General features: G+C 48.0%; 18 protein-coding genes. All 18 read right to left on the reverse strand.

From position 1 onward, the window contains the following. Window positions 1–60: 60 nt before the first annotated feature. The 18 genes from QUB77_RS17770 to QUB77_RS17855 all read right to left on the reverse strand — a co-directional run bounded on the left by QUB77_RS17770 (window position 61) and on the right by QUB77_RS17855 (window position 19,722). Window positions 61–255: a hypothetical protein gene (locus QUB77_RS17770; protein ID WP_333175656.1), complete on the reverse strand. Its 195-nt coding sequence runs from the start codon at window positions 253–255 to the stop codon at window positions 61–63. 57 nt (window positions 256–312) lie between these two features. Beyond that, on the reverse strand, window positions 313–1,209 hold the full coding sequence (locus tag QUB77_RS17775; protein ID WP_333175654.1) for an alpha/beta hydrolase: 897 nt from the start codon (window positions 1,207–1,209) through the stop codon (window positions 313–315). Window positions 1,210–1,534: 325 nt separating this feature from the next. Beyond that, a complete protein-coding gene (locus QUB77_RS17780) occupies window positions 1,535–2,455 on the reverse strand; it encodes an NAD(P)/FAD-dependent oxidoreductase (RefSeq protein WP_333175653.1) in 921 nt (306 codons plus the stop codon). Between the two features lie 135 nt (window positions 2,456–2,590). Continuing rightward, a complete protein-coding gene (locus tag QUB77_RS17785; protein ID WP_333175650.1) occupies window positions 2,591–3,274 on the reverse strand; it encodes a type 1 glutamine amidotransferase domain-containing protein in 684 nt (227 codons plus the stop codon). Window positions 3,275–3,406: 132 nt separating this feature from the next. Next, window positions 3,407–4,162, reverse strand: coding sequence for an SDR family oxidoreductase (locus tag QUB77_RS17790; RefSeq protein ID WP_333175648.1), 756 nt, complete (start codon window positions 4,160–4,162; stop codon window positions 3,407–3,409). 129 nt (window positions 4,163–4,291) lie between these two features. Beyond that, a complete protein-coding gene (locus QUB77_RS17795; protein ID WP_333175647.1) occupies window positions 4,292–4,645 on the reverse strand; it encodes a nuclear transport factor 2 family protein in 354 nt (117 codons plus the stop codon). Window positions 4,646–4,890: 245 nt separating this feature from the next. Continuing rightward, on the reverse strand, window positions 4,891–5,967 hold the full coding sequence (locus QUB77_RS17800) for a zinc-dependent alcohol dehydrogenase family protein (RefSeq protein ID WP_333175645.1): 1,077 nt from the start codon (window positions 5,965–5,967) through the stop codon (window positions 4,891–4,893). After that, window positions 5,964–6,452, reverse strand: coding sequence for a RidA family protein (locus QUB77_RS17805; RefSeq protein WP_333175643.1), 489 nt, complete (start codon window positions 6,450–6,452; stop codon window positions 5,964–5,966). Before QUB77_RS17805 ends, QUB77_RS17800 begins: the two co-directional genes overlap by 4 nt. Before the next feature lie 74 nt (window positions 6,453–6,526). Then, window positions 6,527–7,120, reverse strand: coding sequence for a nuclear transport factor 2 family protein (locus QUB77_RS17810; protein ID WP_333175640.1), 594 nt, complete (start codon window positions 7,118–7,120; stop codon window positions 6,527–6,529). 100 nt (window positions 7,121–7,220) lie between these two features. Next, on the reverse strand, window positions 7,221–7,409 hold the full coding sequence (locus QUB77_RS17815; RefSeq protein ID WP_333175637.1) for a hypothetical protein: 189 nt from the start codon (window positions 7,407–7,409) through the stop codon (window positions 7,221–7,223). A 58-nt stretch (window positions 7,410–7,467) separates the two neighbouring features. After that, window positions 7,468–8,490: an LLM class flavin-dependent oxidoreductase gene (locus QUB77_RS17820; RefSeq protein ID WP_333175634.1), complete on the reverse strand. Its 1,023-nt coding sequence runs from the start codon at window positions 8,488–8,490 to the stop codon at window positions 7,468–7,470. A 113-nt stretch (window positions 8,491–8,603) separates the two neighbouring features. Further along, entirely contained in the window at window positions 8,604–9,503 is a 900-nt protein-coding gene (locus QUB77_RS17825) for a pirin family protein (protein WP_333175630.1), read from the reverse strand. A gap of 135 nt (window positions 9,504–9,638) precedes the next feature. Next, on the reverse strand, window positions 9,639–9,995 hold the full coding sequence (locus QUB77_RS17830) for an AraC family transcriptional regulator (RefSeq protein ID WP_333175626.1): 357 nt from the start codon (window positions 9,993–9,995) through the stop codon (window positions 9,639–9,641). Window positions 9,996–10,084: 89 nt separating this feature from the next. Next, the gene (locus tag QUB77_RS17835) at window positions 10,085–10,912 is read right to left on the reverse strand and encodes an SDR family oxidoreductase (RefSeq protein ID WP_333175623.1); all 828 of its coding nucleotides are present in this window, start codon (window positions 10,910–10,912) and stop codon (window positions 10,085–10,087) included. Beyond that, window positions 10,909–11,091 (reverse strand): hypothetical protein, encoded by a 183-nt coding sequence (locus tag QUB77_RS17840; RefSeq protein WP_333175620.1) that lies wholly within the window; start codon window positions 11,089–11,091, stop codon window positions 10,909–10,911. Before QUB77_RS17840 ends, QUB77_RS17835 begins: the two co-directional genes overlap by 4 nt. Before the next feature lie 187 nt (window positions 11,092–11,278). Then, complete coding sequence (locus tag QUB77_RS17845; protein WP_333175617.1) at window positions 11,279–11,836, reverse strand: DsbA family protein; 558 nt, start codon at window positions 11,834–11,836, stop codon at window positions 11,279–11,281. A 218-nt stretch (window positions 11,837–12,054) separates the two neighbouring features. Further along, entirely contained in the window at window positions 12,055–12,684 is a 630-nt protein-coding gene (locus tag QUB77_RS17850; RefSeq protein WP_333175614.1) for a response regulator transcription factor, read from the reverse strand. Window positions 12,685–12,696: 12 nt separating this feature from the next. Beyond that, a complete protein-coding gene (locus QUB77_RS17855; protein WP_333175611.1) occupies window positions 12,697–19,722 on the reverse strand; it encodes a PAS domain S-box protein in 7,026 nt (2,341 codons plus the stop codon). Between the last annotated feature and the right edge of the window lie 14 nt (window positions 19,723–19,736).

Raw genomic sequence — 19,736 nt, forward strand, 5'->3', positions numbered from 1 at the left:
TTAGTTACGTGATTAATGATGGTTGTTTTACAGCTACTACCTTGACTTATAGTCTGTGTCCTAATCTAATTGGCTACAGCTATAGTCTGGTGACTTGATGCTTTCAAGACTCATCCTGACGATTTCGTGCGGCATACCAATCCATTCAAGAACGATGAGATCAGCCAGCGAACAGGCACCGGGCAGATGATAGAGTTTCATGGAATGTCCCTTATCGCGAAGAATGTGTTTTTGCTTCCTATCTGCTGTTTTCATAGTCTGAGTGTAATGACTCCTAATGCTCGGTTTCTTTCAGATTCTTAAGGTGTTTTGTCAGATTCTTGTGCAATCACCTTCAAGACGCAGCGTGGAACCGAGCGTTCTGTCGAGGAACGCGCGGATCAACGTTGCCACCTCCTCTGCATGAGTCTCCAGCGCGAAATGTCCGGCGTCGAGCAGGTGAATCTCTGCATTCGGGAGATCTCGCTGATAAGCGGCAGCACCAGCGGGCAGAAACGCCGGATCATGACGACCCCAGACGGCGAGAAGCGGCGGACGGTGCTCGCGAAAGTAGGACTGGAAGGCTGGATAGAGCGCGACGTTGTTGCGGTAGTCGAGGATCAGATCGAGCTGGATCTCCTCCGCGTCCGGCCGTCCCATGTAGGCGATGTCGAGTTCGTAGCCGTCGGGCGACAAAAGGGTTGGATCGGCTCCGGTACCATACTGCCAGTTCCGGATTGTGTCCGGTGCGAGCGAGGGTCGGCAGGCTTCCCGGTTCGCTGCGCTCGGTTCGCGCCAATAGGACTCCCACGAACCCCATTCGTCACTGAAACCCTCCAGGTAAGCGTTGCCGTTCTGCGAGACGATCGCAGATATCCGTTCAGGATGGCGCATCGCCAGACGCAGACCTACTGGCGCACCGTAGTCGAAGATGTAGAGTACGTATCGATCGAGCGACAAAGCATCGGTGAAGCCCTCGATCGGGTCGGTAAGGCGGTCGAACGTGTAGTCGAACGTCCCGCGTGACGGTGCCTTGGTCTGCCCAAAACCAGGTAGATCGGGCGCGATGAGCCGAAAGCGATCGGCAAGGAGAGGGATCAGGTCACGGAACATATGGCTAGCGGTTGGAAAGCCGTGCAACAGCAGTATTACTGGCGCATCGCTTGACCCCGCCTCACGGTAGAACACTTCGACATCGCCGACCTGTCGAAACCCGTAGCGTATTTTCATCGTACGATTCTCTCTGTTTTTGATTTTCTTCCGACCGAGCTTCGACGCTCAGATTTGGAATCTTGGACACCTTTGGCATACCCTACGATCGCCGCTCCTAAACCGCGAGAACCACCTGTTACCAGTGCAACTTTGCCTGCAAGTGTTGTCATCTCGCACTGTCGTTCGACTACTGCGCTACCAACCCACCACCACAAAGACTGCATCATTAGATCGCTCTGTAGACTTGATATGTAATTAACACGCATGACTTTCCCTACTCTCTTGGTCTATGAAACTAGACCAGCCACGATGCTTGTTCTGATGAAGATTGAATTACCTTAACTTAGACGAAATCTTCCATAATCAGAGAGTGATTTAAGCCGCCAGCAGCAAGGCTACCCTGAAAAACAGCAGCGGCGATCACTTGCAGGGGTGAAGTGATGTCACCTGCCGCATAAACACCTTTGACGCTAGTTTCGTTAAAAACATTAGTCGTCTTGATTAAATTGAATGAATTCAACTCACAGCCTAACTTTTCAGCTAGGTTTGAACGGAGTGTTTGCTTTGGTCGGATTAGTATTCCGCGACGCGCAATTTTCTCGTTTGTCTCAAAAACGATGTTTTCTAATTGTCCGTTATCGCCTTCAAGTCGGATGATTTTCTCTTCGCGAACAAGGATTTTGTGGTTTTCCAAGAGTGTCCTTTGATCAGCGGTTAGATCGGCTTTGCCATTGGTGCAGAGGACTAAATCAGCACTCCAATTTTTCAGCAATGCCGCCATTTCGATGCCCGTTTCGCCATTTCCAACAATGGCAAGCGGCTCGTCGCGCACTTCCCAGGCATGGCAATAGGGACAATGAAACACGCTTTTGCCCCAGAAATCACCAAAGTTTTCGAGAGCTGGAAATTCATCCATTACCCCGAAAGCCAGCAAAATTTTGCGCGTTTTTTTAATCGTGCCATCCTCAAACACAACTTCAAATTGATTGCCGGATGGGTTGATTTCCTTGACCCCGATCGCTTGAAATTCAACGCTTTTATAAGGTTTGAGTTGGTCGCGCCCGATGCTCAAAAGTTCATGTGGACTGATGCCATCGCGGGTGAAAAAACTGTGCGACTCGTGTGCGGGAGCGTTACGCGGATTCCCTTTGTCGCAGACTAACACGCGACGGCGACTTCTGCCTAAAAGCAGTGCCGCACTGAGTCCAGCGGAACCGCCACCGACAATGACGCACTCGTAAATCTCTTTGTTTTGGTTCATCATCTTTTTCTGTTCTCTAACTGGATAGACAGTCAGTTATATCTGTTTCGATTGCTGCTGGTGCAACGACATTGATGCGAATACCCGCTTTGGCATATTGGAGCGCAGCAGGTTTTGTCAAGCCTACTACCGCACAGATCAAACAGAGCGAAGCAACTTCAGCAACTCTTCCGCTGCGGGTTCCGAAGAAGCCGGATTCTGTCCGGTCACGAGCCTCCCGTCCACTTGGACATAGGGGACCCAGTTGGCGGTTTTACTGTAGATGCTACCCCGTTCCTTTAGCCGGTCTTCCAACAAGAAAGGCACGACCGTGGTCAAGCCCACCGCTTCTTCTTCTGCATTCGTGAACCCGGTCACGTGCTTGCCTTTGATTAGATACTCGCCGTCCTTTCCGCGCACATTGATCAACGCCACCGGCGCGTGACACACTGCACCGACTGGCTTGTCGGCCTTCACGAAGGCTTCGATCAGTGCGATGGATGTCGCGTTGTCGGGCATGTCCCACATCGGGCCATGTCCGCCGGGGTAGAAAACTGCGTCGAAATCGTCTGCGGACACGTCGGCTAGCTTTTTCGTGTTGGCAAGTTCAGCCTGCGCTGCGGTGTCTGTGCGGAAGCGCTTCGTTAATTCGGTCTGGAACTCGGATACCTCGCTTTTCGGATCGAGCGGCGGCAGACCGCCCTTCGGTGAGGCCACCGCGATCGCTGCTCCCGCATCCTTCAGCACGTAATAGGGAGCAGCAAACTCTTCCAGCCAGAAACCAGTTTTCTTTCCGGTATCGCCAAGTTGGTCATGAGACGTGAGAACAATGAGAATCTTCATAGCAAACCTCCTTTTTAAGAACTCAAACACGAACCTTCTCGCTGCATAAAACCTAATTCGCCTTCAGTGTTGGTGTGAGAACATATCGGTGTCGATCGCGACTTGGATGCAACGTTTCGCACTGTTGATCGACTACTGCGCTACATACCCGCCATCTACCATCAACGTTTCACCTGTTACGAACGATGCCAGGTCAGATGATAAAAACAGGACTGCATTTGCAACTTCAAGCGGTGTTCCAACCCGTCCGATCGGGTGAAGTCCTGCCATGTAAGCTTTGGCTTCATCCTGCCCACCTGTAGCTGCTTCAAACATGTCTGTTTCGATAGCTGCTGGTGCAACGACATTGATGCGAATCCCCGCTTTGGCATATTGGAGCGCAGCAGCTTTTGTTAAGCCGACTACCGCATGTTTACTCGCGGTGTAGAGGGGTACGCTAGGAAGTGCAACTACTCCATTTGCAGATGCCGTATTGACGATTGAACCACTTCCCTGCTTCAACATCTGAGCGATTTCATATTTCATCGACAACCAAACGCCTTTGACATTGACGTTCATAATGCGATCGTATTCAGCTTCTGTTTGCTCAATCAATGAGGGATTTTCGCCGACAGTTCCTGCATTGTTAAAGGCAATATCTAACCGACCAAAAACGCTAACCGCTTTATCAACCATTGCTTGAACATCGGCTTCTTTCGTAACATCTGCTTGTACAAAAATCGCCTCTTGGCCAGCTTCCTCGATCAATCGAATCGTTTCTTCCCCTTCATCCATTCGACGACCAACTACCACCACCTTTGCTTGGTGTTTGGCATAAGCGATCGCGGTTGCACGACCAATTCCTGATGTTCCGCCAGTCACTAAAGCCACTTTATCTTGCAGTATCATCCTGTTTCTCCTGTTTCAATCAATATTGACTTTCAAAAATTGAACTCCGATCGCATCTCAGCCCATGCCAGCGATTGCCATCACCGGGATAGTGAGCAGGTTGAAAACGACGTGAACGACGACAGCGGGTCAGACCGAGGTTTTGATGACGAAAGCCCTTAACTCGACCATCTTGTCGCCGCGAAAGCGCCAGACATCGCAGTACGAGTAATGAGCCGCCTTCCCGTCTTCGTCCTTCAGTGTGATGTCGCCGAGTGCCGTGACGAAATCACCCTCAGCGATTAAGTTGGTGACCGTAAACTTTGGCGGCTCTATGTATGTCTCTGCCATATATTGGCGAACGGCTTCTTTTCCGTTGAGGGTCTTGTCGCCTACAAACGTCCATTGCGTGTCGTCGGTGCAGAATGACAAGAATCCTTCATAGTTGCCTGCTGCGTTCGCCGCATTTGCCGCTTCTAAGACAGCTTTATTGTTCTCTGACATCTGAATCTCTCCTCTGTTCAAGTGGATGCTTTAACGGAACGGTCTCTCTACCAGCGCATTCTTCTCCTCAGCGTAGTCAGCGAGCGCCCGCCATCATCTGCCGCTAGCAACCTTTCGTACTCAACTAACTATCTTTGTATGGTTGGCGTGCAACGGGATTGTTATGCAAGTTCCAATCAATGTTGACCTTCAGCACACAGTCAAACTCCGATCCGTTTAGCAATTACCAACGCCGTAAAGCTGGTCTAACTTTCTGTAAACTTCAGCACAATTTTGCCCCGTGTTCCTCCCTGCTCTATACGCTGATGTGCCAGAACGACCTGATCCCAAGAAAATACTGAATCAATCACTGGGCGAAGCTGATGACGCTCGATGAGTTTTGTCAAAGCCTCTAATTTTGCTCGGTACTGGGGTGAAAAAACAAAATGAATCGTCAGATTCTTACCCCATGCTTCAAGAAGCGATTGCGGTATTGCAATGTCTACAATGCTTGTAAGCCTACCAAAGGGACGAATAATTTCTAGACTACGCTGAATTGTTTCTTGGCCGATCGTATCTAGAACTAAATCCACACCCAGTCCATTTGTTTCTTGACGAATGACTTCTACGTAATCTTCATTTTTGTAATCAATCACCCGATCGGCGCCCAGTTCGGTCACGAAATCTCGGTTTCTAGAACTACACGTCGCAAAGACGTATGCCCCTATCGCTTTGGCGAGTTGAACTGCGATCGAACCCACTCCACCCGCACCCGCATGGATGAGAACTGTTTCACCAACTTGTAGATTGCCCCTAGTCACTAGACAATCCCAAGCAGTTCCGCCTGCAAGCGGCAAAGAAGCTGCTTCAATGTGCGATAGATTTGCAGGCTTCAATGCAACAATCGCTGCATCAGCCACATGATACTGAGCGTAGCTACCGAATTCTCCAAAAATTTGCGGCGAGTAATATACGTTGTCTCCCACCTTGAAATCAGTCACAGCTTCGCCAATTGCCTCAATCACTCCTGAAACATCGACTCCAAGGATGGCAGGTAGTTGAACCAGTTCCTTGTAATCACCACGACGAGTTTGGTAATCGACCGGGTTAATCGAGGTTGCACAAACTCTGACTAACACCTGATTCGCTTTCAATGTTGGTATGGGAATAGTTTGAATCTCAAACTTCTCAGCATCACCAAACGCAGTTAATACGGCTGCCTTCATAGATTCCATCTGTGCCAACCCTCCTTTTGGAATAAACAGTGATGGGATTTCGATATCACTCAGCGGAAGTAACTCCCTAACTTCGCAGTAGCCCGTTGCCGCTTGTGCAAAACTCACGGAACAATTGCCGTAACGCGGATTTCAATCCGCATCGTTGGCAGTCCAAGCGCCGCGACTCCTACCTGTGTCCAAATAGGAGCATGATTGGGCATGTAATGGCGATATAGCCTGACCATCACCTCGTTAACCTCCGGGGGAAACCCGCCAACATGGTAGGAATTAACGTGGACGACATGCTCCCAACCCGCTCCAGCAGTTGCTAAGGTTCGCTCCACATTCCGAAATGCTTGAGTAATCTCCTCCGCAAGCGATTCGGGAATTTGCAGATTGTCATCCCAGCCACCTTGTCCAGATATTTCTACGCGATCGCCAATTTTTACCGCTTGCGAGTAATGCAAGTTATTCAGCATATATTCCCCATAGCCGGGGGTAACAAAAAACTTGGGCTTATTCATGGTGTTCCTATTTCCTTCGCGTCTGTCAGAGAAGACTACTTTGCACCCACCGCACCAAATGCGATCGCAAACCTGTTTCAATGTCATTCCAGTCAATCGCTGAGAAACTTTTAGACCTGCGATCGCTGATCTAAGCATTGATGGAAAGCTTGTTCTAACCTTTAGTCGCGATCGCTGGCACGATCGAGCAGTGCGTTTGAGGGCAAGCCCGGATCAAGTACCTTGCGTGCACTGTCAACCCCTACAACGGGCAGCGTCACCGGATCGAGCATGCCGAGTTGAACCAATACAGTCGCCTGATCCCAGTAGAGGTGTTCATGGGCTAACTTGCCGTCACGGAACCGAATAATCGCGACCACTGGCACTTCAACCTGTTTCCCGGTCGGAGCAATGCCGGGTAGCATCCAGTCCATCTGGATGGTATGAGTGAACTTAACCAGCATTTCATCGACGAGTTGATTGGTTCCGATTGTGCGCGAGACCGGAGCCAGTTCTATATCCGGCGGCATCTGTGGAATGAAGTACTTGGAATAAAACTCACGCAGTGCCGGTTTCCCTACTCCCCCAGTCATTACCGGAATGTGATTCACGTAAGCGTCGTCAACCATTGTAGCGAGAGCATCTTCAGGGCTGTGAGTACCAAACTCGTGCCCGATATGCTCTTCCCAGACCGCTTGTAAAGCTTCCTGAGCAGGTGTCAGGTTGGGAGTTGCCTGTACATTTGCTTGTTTGTCTACAGTTTGCTCTTTGACCACCTTAGATTCTCCTAGTTTGTTCTATCTCAACTGTATTGATTCCAATGCTTAATTTCTTTCAGATTCTTATTTCATTCGCGATCGTTGCCGAATTCTTTGTTTACTCACGCGATTGAAGTGAAGCCTGCTTGATATCTATAACGAGCTCGGTTACTTGACGTTGAGCCTCTTCACTCAGCGAGTCAAACTCGTCCAGGAAAAATTGCCGTTCTAGCGTCAACTTCCGGGCATTGAGTAGCCCTTCAATTTGCCAATCTCGATCGCGTTTCATCACGACGAATAGCTGCATCGAATCTCGTGACCTGTATATAGAACGATGGTTAGGTGTCTACGATCGTGAGCATATTTTAATTGTTCAAGAGTGGCGACATTCGCATTCCAATCAGTTCAATGGAGCGCATCAGTTGGGCGTGATTCATCTGCGCGTTGTCCATTTGAAACGTTACTCTCGAAATGCCGCCGAGCGATTCGCTGTGACGGCGGATTTTCTCCGCCACTTCTTCGGGACTGCCGACGAGTAACGCGCCGGTTGTGCCGCGCTGCGCGTCAAAAGCGGCGCGCGTAACAGGCGGCCAGCCTCTCTCTTTGCCGATTTTAGTGAAAGTTTCGGCGTAGCCTGGAAAGAACTCTTCAATGGCTTGCTCGGTCGTGTCGGCGACATAACCGATTGAATGCAATGCAACTTTCAATGCTTCGGGCGCGTGTCCGGCGCGCGCTCCGGCATCGCGGTATAAATCGACGAGCGAGCGAAAGCGATGCGTTTCGCCACCGATAATGGCGATCACGAGCGGCAGTCCAAGCATTCCGGCGCGGCGGAAAGACTGCGGCGTACCGCCGACCCCGATCCAGATGGGAAACGGCTTTTGCAGCGGACGCGGATAAATCGCTTGGTTTTCCAGCGCGGGGCGAAATTTGCCCGACCAATCGATCGTTTCATTGTCCCGAATTTTGAGCAAGAGTTCGAGCTTTTCAGCGAAAATCTCGTCGTAATCGCCCAGACTAAATCCGAATAGCGGAAAGGCTTCGGTGAACGAGCCCCGCCCAACCACCATTTCGGCGCGACCTTTTGAAATCAAATCGAGGGTGGCGAATTGTTGAAACACGCGCACCGGGTCAGCCGCGCTCAGCACCGTAACCGCGCTGGTTAGACGGATGCGCTCGGTGCGTGCGGCGGCAGCGGCGAGAATAACCGCGTTTGCCGAATCTAAAAATTCATGGCGATGATGCTCGCCGATACCGAAGATATCCAAGCCGGAACGATCCGCCTGCTCTATTCTCTCCAGCAGTTCGGCGACAGACTGCGCGGCATCCGCCGTTTCACCATTCTCACTCGTTCCAACCGAGGCAAAACTGTCAATTCCAACTTCCATATCATTTCCCAAGCGTTTTGCAAATGAAATTGACTTGATTCAAAACAGTAGAAAGCCTTGCTGTACGAGTTAAGCTGCTGTTCTCTCGCTCAGCAAAGAACGCCTAACCGTCGTCAGCTCAGAGGGGGCGCGCTACTATCGCGATCTGAATTATCAGGGAGCGGAATGAATTCAGTTTCACCGGGAACCGCCGGGAAGCGGCGGTCTTGCCAATCTCGTTTTGCCTGCTCGATACGCGCGGAGCGGCTCGACACAAAGTTCCAGTACTTTGTGCGATCGCCCACTGGTGCCCCGCCGATAATCATTGCTTTTGCCTCAGCCTCCGCCCGGATATCTACTGATTCATCCGGCGCTAAAACGGCTAGACAATATGGCTCTAACGGCTCTCCATTTACGAACAGACCGGATGTGACGCTATAAACGGCCCTTTCTAAACCTTCTGTTGGCGCTAGCTGAAATTGACTACCCTCTGTGAAAACAAGCGCTAGGTAAAGAGTAGCAGAGTAGGTTTTAACGGGTGATTGGTGAGACTGGTAGCTACCGGCGATCAAGGTCGCGCTGGTGCCTGTTTGAATCCACCTCGGTAAATCAGTCGCCGGATAATGTGAAAAGCTGGGTTCAACTTCTTCAGCGGTTTCGGGGAGGGCAATCCAGGTCTGAATGCCGTGAAGAGTAGATTCTTTCTCTCTAAAGCTCTCAGGCGATCGCTCAGAATGAACAATACCTTTGCCCGCTGTCATCCAGTTCACCTCGCCCGGAAAAATCTCTTGTACTGTCCCTAGACTATCTCTATGCAGAAGGCTTCCTTCAAACAAATAGGTAACCGTCGCTAAATTGATGTGGGGATGAGGTCTAACATCGACGCCTTTTCCAGCCGGGAAAATAGCTGGCCCTAAGTGATCGAAGAAAATGAAAGGGCCAACCATTTTTAAGGTTTCACTCGGTAAGACGCGCTGTACGCTAAACCCACCTAAGTCGTGCTTTTCAGGCGTGATTAATTGCTGAATACTCATTTTTGTACGATCCCTTCTTGGTTGACGTTGTGGACGAAGATACAACCTTAGTTCTGTTTCTGCTTCAGATTCTTGCCTAACTCAATGTCAATGTAATGAGTTCCAAGGCTCGATTTCTTTCAGATTCTTATGGCGTTAACGAATCTGCTTGGGGGTCTTCCCTGTGAATCGCTTGAAGTGCTGCGTCAAATGGCTTTGGCTGGAGAAGCCGACTTGCAGGGCAATGTCCGCGATCGCCAAATCTGTTTTCGACAGCATCAATTTCGCCTGTTCCACGCGCTGTTGAATCACGTACTGACGAGGAGAAATTCCCATTGTTTGCTTAAATAAACTCGCAAAGTAAGTTGGGCTAATATTGATTACTTCTGCAAGCTCAGTCAGTAACAAATCTCGATCAAGGTGAGTACGAATATACCCGAGTACTGGCTGTAATCGCCTATGCGTTAAGCCTTTGTGCTTGGCTTTAAGGGTTGGCGTTGTAATTGTTAGCATGGTTCAAAGATTGGCAATTTGCTCAACAAAACAGACAAAAGCTAGCCATCGCGCATTCGATCACTGCAATATTTTGCATTGCCGATCGACTACTGCGCTGCATACCCACCATCTATCATCAACGTTTCACCTGTTATGAACGATGCCATGTCAGATGATAAAAACAGGACTGCATTTGCAACTTCAAGCGGTGTGCCAACTCGTCCGATCGGGTGAAGTCCTGTCAAGTAAGCTTTAGCTTCATCTGTAACTGCTTCAAACATATCTGTTTGGATTGCCCCTGGTGCAACGACATTGATGCGAATACCCGCTTTGGCATATTGGAGCGCAGCAGCTTCAAACATATCTGTTTTGATTGACCCTGGTGCAACGGCATTGATGCGAATACCCGCTTTGGCATATTGGAGCGCAGCAGCTTTTGTTAAGCCTACTACCGCATGTTTACTCGCGGTGTAGAGGAGTATGTTAGGAAGTGCAATGACTCCAACCGCAGATGCCATATTGACGATCGAACCACTTCCCTGTTTCAACATCTGAGCAATTTCATATTTCATCGACAACCAAACACCTTTGACATTGACATTCATAGTGCGGTCATATTCAGCTTCTGTTTGCTCAATCAATGAGGGGTTTTCGCCGCCCATTCCTGCATTATTAAAGGCAATATCCAACCCATCAAAAACGTCAACCGTTTTATCAACCATTGTTTTAACATCGGCTTCTTTCGTGACATCTGCTTGCACAAAAATCGCCTCTCCGTCAGCTTTCTTAATCAATCGAACCGTTTCTTCACCTTCATCAATTCGACGACCAACTACTACCACCTTTGCTTGTTGTTGGGCATAAGCGATCGCCGTTGCTCTGCCGATTCCCGATGTACCACCAGTGACTAACGCCACTTTATCTTGCAGTATCATTCTGTTTCTCCCGTTTCAATTTCGTCAGTTTGTATCGGGTAAATTTGTCTTAGCAACTCAGTGACTTCTTGCGCGATCGCCATCAGGGCATGATTGACTGAGGAGTCCTGAAGAGAATCAGTCTGAGGTGTACCTTCATGCCCAGAATTATTCTTGCCTTGTACTAGTAAACGTGTCATAGAATTATCCTCAATGAAATACTGATTTGTAATTCACTAAATCCATACGCAGGAATTCAGTTTTTGGCATGGTTCAAAAAGCGGTAATTTTGTTCAGCAGAATAGGCAAAATCTAGCCATCAAAATTAGATGGCTTACAGCACTTACAGGCAAGTCAGATATGAATTGAGAGCAAAGATCGGGGAACTTAATGACTTGCAGTAATCATGGCAGCCATCAACTCCGTCGTGTTCCAGCGCTCGGTATACCGAATTCCATTGATAAACAGGGCTGGGGCAGTCGTTACTCCACTCTCTATTCCGCCTTCGATATCTTCGTTGATGCGATCGACATGCACTTGTTTAGACAACTCTTTGAGAAATTGAGGAATGTCAAGCCCTAAATCATTGGCGTACTCGACAAGATAACCGTTCTCCAACCTTTGTTGATGGTCAAATAAGGTATCGCTCATTAACCAAAACTTTCCTTGGGCGGCGGCTGCTTCGGCGGCTTCGGCTGCCCGTTGAGCATGGGGATGAATCTGTGTTTGTGGAAAATGACGGAAGATGAAGCATAAATAATCTTCTCCAAAAGCAGCACTAAGCTCTCGTTTGATCGCTTTAATCAGCTTGTAAACGTCCGCACTTCTAGGGCATTGATAATCTCCGTACATCACCAGCACTACCTTGGCACTCAGAATACCTTGAATCCAATCTTGAGTTGAAGGTGGTACAAGTAAAGACCTGTGGCTACGATCGTCGCTCATCTTTTTACATCTGCATCAAGCATAGAACCATGCAATTTACTTGCTCGATCCATTTGCATGACTGTTTGCATAAATTCAATATAGGAGATCGCCTTCAAGCTGTCGTCTATAGTGAGTTAAAAGTTTGACAGTAGAAATTGATAGAGTAATCGTTCCATCGCAAAGTAGAAGGCCGGCTCTAACTTAAGTTAGACTCTCAACTCGATCGAAAGTACACCCTACAAACTGACAATGCCGCGCTTAACGGCAACAATCACCGCTTGAGTGCGATCGCTCACATCCAACTTATTCAAAATCCGATTGACATGGGATTTAACAGTACCTTCACCGATGCTCAAAGCAGCCGCAATCTCAGCGTTACTCATCCCCTGTGCCAGCGAGCGGAGTACTTGTAGTTCTCTTTCACTCAGTTCTGGATTGCTGAGGCGCTGTACCAACTTTGCTCCCACATCGGGCGGAATATACTTCTGGCCCCGATGAACGGTACGAATCGCATTCAGAAGCTCGTCAGGTTCAGTTTCTTTCAATAGATATCCTTTTGCGCCTGCCTGCAATCCCCGGTAAATATCTTCGTCACTATCATACGTGGTCAGTACAATAATTCGAGCAGATTTAACGCTCGCACAAATTGCACCAATGGCGGCAACTCCTTCCACTTCAGGCATTCGCAGATCCATTAGCGTTACATCTGGTTGGTGTTCCCGAAAGGCGGCGATCGCCTGTTCCCCATTTTCGGCTTGTGCAATCACCTGCATATCTGGGTCACGGTTAATAATCGTGGCTAATCCTTGCCGAAAAATGGCGTGATCGTCCGCAATCAGAACCCGAATGGTCGTAGCTTGGCTCATTGTAATGCTCACTCAAAGGTTGACGGTGACAATAATTTCTGTTCCTTGTCCAGGTTGACTCCTAATCGTGAGTTGTGCGCCGATGCGCTCAGCCCGTTCGCTCATGCCGAGTAAGCCAAAACCCTCAGAGGCTGAAATACTGCCAACTCCAAAGCCCTGTCCATTGTCTCTCACGCGCAAGCAAAACCGATCGCGATCGTAGACTAGCTCCACTCGAATTTCGTCAGCATTGGCGTATCTAATCGCATTAGTTAATGCTTCCTGCCCAATCCGTAGTAAGTTATTCTCGACTTCAGTGGGTAGAGAATACACTGCACCCTCAATCTCATAATATAGAGTGACATCCATTGCGGCAGTTCTGATTTGAGCGATGAGACGATGTAGAGCGCTCTGTAGACTGCCCTCCTCCAAAAGCTGGGGACGGAGTGCCACGACCGATCGCCGCGCTTCAGTCAGTCCAGTTCGCGCCAATTCTTTGATCAGATCCAGGTGTGCCTGAGCTGCTTCTAAATCGTCCGTTAGCACCTGGTTTGCAGCTCCCACCTGAGCCAGAATGCCTGTAAACGCCTGAGCGAGTGTGTCGTGAATTTCGCGTGCCATGCGGTTGCGCTCCTCTAAAATTGAGGCTTCTTCTGCTTGCTTCAGCGCCGTAATATCTCGCACTAACCAAATCACCCGATCGTGCCGAACCGGGGCAATGCGAACCGAAAACCACATTTCTCGTCCAGCTATCCAGTGGCTGTATTCAATGGTAAGGATTTGCTGGGTTCTCAGCACCTGCTGCATGCAACTCAGGAATTCATCGGCTTTTTCCTTGGCAAGGAGTTGATGCAGTGTTTTACCAATCTGCTCCTCGATTGGTCTACATGACTGATTGGGATCTCTCTCGACTGCATCGAGTACTTGCCCTTCAGCAGTTAGTACATACAGCGGATCGGGAATTGCCTCAATGAGAGTCCGTAGCTTTGACTCTGAGGCTTGTAGGGCTTCTTCTGCTCGTTTGCGATCGCTAATATCCGTAACAACTCCCAACGCTCGGATGGGTTCACCGGATTCATTCCAGGTAACAATTTTGCCGACAGCAAAAACCCATTTCCACTGACCATCCTGGGTACGATGGCGATACTCTGCTTGATAGCTGGGGACTTCTCCAGTAATACAAGCATCGTAAGCTGCAACCACTGATTCTCTGTCGTCAGGATGCAAACTCTGAATCCAACTAGATTTGGTCGTGTGAAATGTTGCTGGATCGTAGCCCAGCATTAAAGCGTATTCTGGGTTAACCACAACTTCTTCAGTTTCAATGTTGAGATCGTAGAGTCCTTGATTTGAAGCGGTTAATGCTAAGCGTAGTCGTTCTTCACTCGTTTGTAGAGCGGCTTCTGCTTGTTTGCGATCGCTAATATCCGCAATCACCCCTTCAATGTAGTCATCGTCTGCATTCAGATAAGCAGAGAAAAGTCCCCAAAACACTGTCCCATCTCGTTTTCGCCCCTGTGCTTCATAGCTTCGCACTTCCCGATCCCGCTTCAGCACCTCAAGGAATTGTTGGCGATCGCTGGGATTTACATAGTAGTCTGTGGCGTGTTCAAGCCCAATCATCTCCTCTGATGAATCAAAGCCAAGCAGATTGGCATAGCATTGATTGGCATCGAGAAGTAATCCATCCGAGAGGCGGGTACGGAAGATGCCAACCTGTGAGTTTTCAAAAATAGTTCTGAACTTAACTTCACTGCGTTGTAATGCCTCTTCTGCTTGTCTACGCTGGGTGGTGTCCATTCCAACCGATAAGATTTCAACGAACTCTCCCTGGTCATTGAAGATGGCTTGATTAGACCAGGCAAGCCAAACTCGCCGACCGTCTCGACACAGGTTTTCACTCTCGCCTTTCGGGTACAATTGGGGATTCCGAAGTAAATCATGGATAAAGGGTTTGACATCGCGTCCAGAGGTTTCGATGTCTGGAATGATTGTTTCAAATAGGGTTCGCCCTAAAAGCTCGTGTTCTTGATAGCCCAGAAGTTTCACCCCATAATCGTTTATGTAATGAATCCGTCCTTGCGTGTCATAGCGAAGGATGACTGAATTCGCGGTTTGTAGCAGGTTGCGGTAATTAGCCTCACTTTGTCGTAACGCAGCAGTTCGTTCTGCGACCTGTTGCTCTAAAGTGCAGTTGTAGTCGGCTAGGAGTTTCTCGGCTTGTTTGCGCTCTGTAATGTCCTGAAAAGTAGCGATCGCATAAGTGATATTGCCCTGTCGATCAAAAACTGGCGTTCCCCGTGCCTCAAGTAGAATTGTGACATTATCTCGACGAATTTCTATATCTTCAGTCCTGATGCGTTCGCCTCTTAATGCCCGCACAATAGGCAAGCTCTCCGCTGGATAGATTTGATCCGTTCCCGCTACATAAAGCTGATAAGCCTCTGAGATCTGCTCTGGTGCTATGGAAGGATCAGTTTCTTTGCCCACGAGTTGATTGCCGCATTGGTTGGCATAGTAAGGGCAACCCTTCGCATCCACGATCGCAATTCCCACCGGAATCGCTTCAAGGAACTGGGTGATCTTGCTTTCTTTAGCCTGCAGTTCTGAGTAAAGGTTGGCATTCTCGATGGCGATCGCTGCTTGAGTCGATAATAGCTGTAAGACCTGCGATCGCTCTGGTGTAAATACTCTAGCTGCTAACCGATTTTCCAAATACAATACACCGACCAGCTTGGCTTGATTCAGCAGCGGCAAACAGAAAACAGATTGAGGCTGATTCTGTTGAATGTATGGCTCATTAATAAAAGCACCTTCACGAGTCGCATCATTTAAGGTGACAGGCTTCAGAGTCCGAATCACATATTGAATGATTGATTCTGGCAATTGATCGGCAATTGGAATAGACTGTAACACCTGAGTCGCACAAGCATTCTCATCGGCATTGAGTTCACAAGCCGCTTCAATCAACCATTCTCCTGACTTTTCTAAAATCAGATATCCGGTTTGTGCGCCAGCATTCTCAATTAAAGTTTGCATCAGCGATCGCAGCAATTGCTTCAGTTCAATTTCTCGTGAAATTGCCTGTGAAGCTTTCATCACTGCTGCCAAATCGAAAGCGGTATGGAAGGAATTAGAGATAGTTTCAGCAGTAATAGGAATTGATGTGGAAGCGGCTCTAGACGACTGAGAAAAGAACTGTGGATAGCGAGTTTCTAAGTCTTTAACTTTAGCGATTGCGCCCCAGCGATCGTAGCAATAGTGCGCCTCTTTCATGTAGGTTTGAGCAATTTTTTCTCGACCTCGCGCTAGATAATGTTTAGCCGCTAATTCATAAGCGAGTGCTTCTTCCTGAATATACTCATTTTCAGCAGCACCTGCGATCGCTTGTTCATAGAACTCTTCAGCCTCAAGAAACTGCCCTAAAACTCGCGCTTTCTCTGCCTCGACCAGATGAAATTTATGGAGATAATTCATCGGGGCATGACTCGCCCATTTTTGCATCTTTTCTTGGTGGGTGTTAAAAGAGTTTAGCCAAGCTGATTTTTCAGAGTTTGAAGCATCGAGCAATAGGCTCAAAAGCGCCAGCGAATGATAGAAACAGAATACCGGTAAAACTCCTATTGCCCTCGCTTCTTCAAAATGTTGCCTTGCCAAAATGGCAGTCTGTACAGCTTGATGATATTCTTCAAATAGATAAAATAGTATGACTTTGTGCAGATATAGCATTTGAATTGCAGTTCCATCTTTAACTGCAATAGCGTGTGATAACGCCTCCTCTTCATTAAACACCCGACCAACTAAGCGACTGGGATTCTCAGACCTATCTAACAAATTAAGAATGGTCTGCCACACCATTGCAATCCAAGTTGAGGGACTTTCCCGTCTGATTCGATCAACCGCTTTGCTGTAGGTTGCCGTTTTCTGTTCCAGTTGGGTGAGTTCCTCACCGACAAAAAACGAGTGGTAGCACACCTCATATGCAGCATAACCAGCAGATTCAAAGTCTCCGGTTTCCACTCCTTCCTGATAAACCTCAACCAGCAGTGGTATCGTCTCCTTAAGATGTACTTTCCATTGCATAATCTGGTCACTAAATACGTGTAATGCTTTAGCCTTGCCTTTTTTGGTATTCAATCGTTCTGCCAAGGTAAGAGCCAATTGACCAAATTTATAGCCGAGTTCAATATCTTGAACAACTCCACATAGAACCAACCCGTAGCAGGCATAATACAGTGATGACCAGATAGCATTCCCGTAGTTGATTGATAAATTTACCGTTTTGAACGTAATCAGTATCCACAGTGCTGGTGATACTATGAATGCAGCAGACCCTATATTCGCTAGGATTGACATTGCTGCTAGCGGTTCTGGTGCAGTCATCTCTGGTAAATTAATCAAGTCTTCAATTTCTCGTTCAGTAAGTAGTGCAGCCGTTGACTCCAATCCGCCTCGAATATCTAACTCACTTGGATTTTCTGGTAAAATCACTCCCAGGAGCTTCAACACTTCCCAGCCAATTTTGAGTGCTTCTTTCAGGTTGCCCTGTGACAAATATCTTTGAATGCTGCTATCGTAAACTTGCACTTTGTCAACCACTGTTTTGGCACGAGCGAGTACCACTTCTACCAACTGTTCCATCTCATCAAAGCGACCCTGGAGATACGCCGCTTCTGCTGCTTCTGAGTACAGCGCTAAGGTCAGATAATACTCACTCTTCCAACTCTCTGAATTGAGGAGTTTAAGCCCTGTAGTGAAATACTTAAAAGCTGCTTCATAAGCCGTTGCTGCCTTTGCTTTCTGACCTGCCATTAAATTCAATCTGGCAATTTCAGTTCGTTCTGATCGAGCAGTGACTAGCTCAATTCCTTGATTGAAATGATCGATGACTTCAAACAACCGATCGGATCGTTGCTCTGGTGAAGTTTTGTCGAGCAAATTACGACCGATTTGGAGATGAACCACTTGTTTCTGCGATTCATCAATCAAAGCATAAGCCGCTTGCTGAACGCGATCGTGCAGAAACTTATACTCTTGAACTAACAAATCTTCGTCCAATTCAGACAGAGGTTGAATTAATTCCGATTTTATTGCTGCTAGTAGATCCTGAAAAATTGATTTCGGTGATTTTTCACAAACGATCGCCAACGTTTCTAAATCAAACTCAGACCCAACACAAGCAGCGATGGAGAGAACTTGCTGTGTTGCTTCCGGCAATTTCTGCAACTGACGCAACAACAACTCCACCACATTAGCAGTGATATCTTGAGCTTCAATCTCAGCTAGGTTCCACTGCCAACTCAACTGTTGAGGATCAAAGGTCAACAGGTTTTCGCCATACAGCAGCTTCAAAAATTCACCAACAAAGAAAGGATTGCCCTCGGTTTTACGCAACACGACTTGGGCTAAGGAACGAACGGTATCAGGATTGCGATGTAATGTCTCAGCTACCAGTTGAGTCAACGATTCCAATGTTAAAGGAGTCAGGGTGATTTCTTGAAGCGCTGCACCCTGATTTCGCAAGCTCTCCAGCATCAAAATTAATGAATGCGTTGGAGACACTTCACGATCTCGATAGGCTCCGATCAAAAACAGGGATTGAGTTTGCTCGTCAAGCAATATGAGTTCAATTAACTTCAACGTCGCAGAATCAATCCACTGTAGATCGTCTAAAAAGATGACTAGGGGATGCTCTTTTGCACAAAACGCCCGCACAAACCTTTGAAACGTGAGATTGAAGCGATTCTGTGCTTCTGTTGCTCCAACTTCGAGCACAGGTGGCTGCTTGCCAATAATGAACTCAACTTCGGGAATGACATCTATGATAATTTGTCCGTTGCTTCCCAAAGCACTGAGTAAACGCGATCGCCATACTTCCACCTGTTCATTGGGTTCACCCAACAGTTGCTGCACCAACTTTTGCAGAGCATCGACGATCGCGCTGTAGGGAATATTGCGCTGGAATTGGTCAAATTTACCCCAGATAAAATAGCCGTGCTTTGCGGTGATCGGTTTAAAGAGTTCCTGTACCAATGCTGTTTTACCAACGCCAGCGTAACCAGAGACCAGCATTATTTCACGGACTCCCTTACTCCCTGCCACTCTGTCAAACGCCACCCATAATGCTGAAATCTCCGCTTCTCGCCCATACAGTTTTTGAGGAATGCAGAACTGCTCGGAAACATCTTGCAGTCCCAACGATATGGCGTTAATCTGACCCATTTCCGCCAGTTGTTGGGCACAGCGCTCTAGATCTGCTTTGATGCCCCAGGCACTTTGATAACGATCCTCTGCATTTTTTGCCATCAGTTTCAAAATCAGGTTTGAAACAGGTTGGGGAATCGTGGCATTCAATTCGTGCGGGGGAATCGGCGGTGTAGCAATGTGACAGTGAACTAGTTCCAGGAGATCACTGGTGGGAAACGGCAATTGTCCCGTCAACAGTTTGTAGAAGGTTGCACCCAGTGAATAAAAGTCGGTGCGATAGTCGAGCATCCGGTTCATTCGTCCGGTTTGCTCTGGCGACAAATAGGCGGGGGTTCCTTCTAGAAGATGGAGACTTTTGAATGTGGGATTGGTACGACTGAAGCGAGTGGCAATGCCAAAATCAATGATTTTGACAACGCCAGTCCTGGGATTAAAGACAATGTTGCCAGGATTAATATCTTTATGGATGACATGAGCCGCATGGATTTTGCCTAGAGTATCAGTAATGGCGATCGCCATATTCAAAAAAACCGACAACGGCATGGGAGAGAAGTCTAATTGTTGCCGCATCCAGCATTCTAAAGACTCTCCACCAAAGTCTTCCAAAAGAAGAACCAGCGTGCGCTGGTAGTCTTGTTGGCTGTATGCCTTGACTACGCCTTCTAGGTTGAGAAAACGAGTAATTTCATACTCCTGCCGATAGCGAGTTAATTCATGAGGAGAGGGATAATCCTGCTTGAGAACTTTGGCAATCACTGCACAATTATCTTGCTCTCTGATGCCCCGATACACTAAAGAAACTAAGCTCTGATAGATTTTGCTGTGGATAGTAATTCCAGGCAGGGTAATCATTGAATGCTCCCTCG

The organism is Microcoleus sp. AT9b-C3 (assembly GCF_036705485.1).
In the GTDB taxonomy this organism is placed as follows: Bacteria; Cyanobacteriota; Cyanobacteriia; order Cyanobacteriales; family Microcoleaceae; genus Microcoleus.

Bases quoted from the DNA above. Each gene is read 5' to 3' on its own strand.
- QUB77_RS17805 (WP_333175643.1), bottom strand. From the start codon at position 6,452: ATGACATTGAAACAGGTTTGCGATCGCATTTGGTGCGGTGGGTGCAAA.
- QUB77_RS17835 (WP_333175623.1), bottom strand. From the start codon at position 10,912: ATGATACTGCAAGATAAAGTGGCGTTAGTCACTGGTGGTACATCGGGA.
- QUB77_RS17790 (WP_333175648.1), bottom strand. From the start codon at position 4,162: ATGATACTGCAAGATAAAGTGGCTTTAGTGACTGGCGGAACATCAGGA.
- QUB77_RS17785 (WP_333175650.1), bottom strand. From the start codon at position 3,274: ATGAAGATTCTCATTGTTCTCACGTCTCATGACCAACTTGGCGATACC.
- QUB77_RS17830 (WP_333175626.1), bottom strand. From the start codon at position 9,995: ATGCTAACAATTACAACGCCAACCCTTAAAGCCAAGCACAAAGGCTTA.
- QUB77_RS17770 (WP_333175656.1), bottom strand. From the start codon at position 255: ATGAAAACAGCAGATAGGAAGCAAAAACACATTCTTCGCGATAAGGGA.
- QUB77_RS17775 (WP_333175654.1), bottom strand. From the start codon at position 1,209: ATGAAAATACGCTACGGGTTTCGACAGGTCGGCGATGTCGAAGTGTTC.
- QUB77_RS17855 (WP_333175611.1), bottom strand. From the start codon at position 19,722: ATGATTACCCTGCCTGGAATTACTATCCACAGCAAAATCTATCAGAGC.
- QUB77_RS17845 (WP_333175617.1), bottom strand. From the start codon at position 11,836: ATGAGCGACGATCGTAGCCACAGGTCTTTACTTGTACCACCTTCAACT.
- QUB77_RS17840 (WP_333175620.1), bottom strand. From the start codon at position 11,091: ATGACACGTTTACTAGTACAAGGCAAGAATAATTCTGGGCATGAAGGT.
- QUB77_RS17780 (WP_333175653.1), bottom strand. From the start codon at position 2,455: ATGATGAACCAAAACAAAGAGATTTACGAGTGCGTCATTGTCGGTGGC.
- QUB77_RS17850 (WP_333175614.1), bottom strand. From the start codon at position 12,684: ATGAGCCAAGCTACGACCATTCGGGTTCTGATTGCGGACGATCACGCC.
- QUB77_RS17825 (WP_333175630.1), bottom strand. From the start codon at position 9,503: ATGAGTATTCAGCAATTAATCACGCCTGAAAAGCACGACTTAGGTGGG.
- QUB77_RS17795 (WP_333175647.1), bottom strand. From the start codon at position 4,645: ATGTCAGAGAACAATAAAGCTGTCTTAGAAGCGGCAAATGCGGCGAAC.
- QUB77_RS17815 (WP_333175637.1), bottom strand. From the start codon at position 7,409: ATGCAGCTATTCGTCGTGATGAAACGCGATCGAGATTGGCAAATTGAA.
- QUB77_RS17820 (WP_333175634.1), bottom strand. From the start codon at position 8,490: ATGGAAGTTGGAATTGACAGTTTTGCCTCGGTTGGAACGAGTGAGAAT.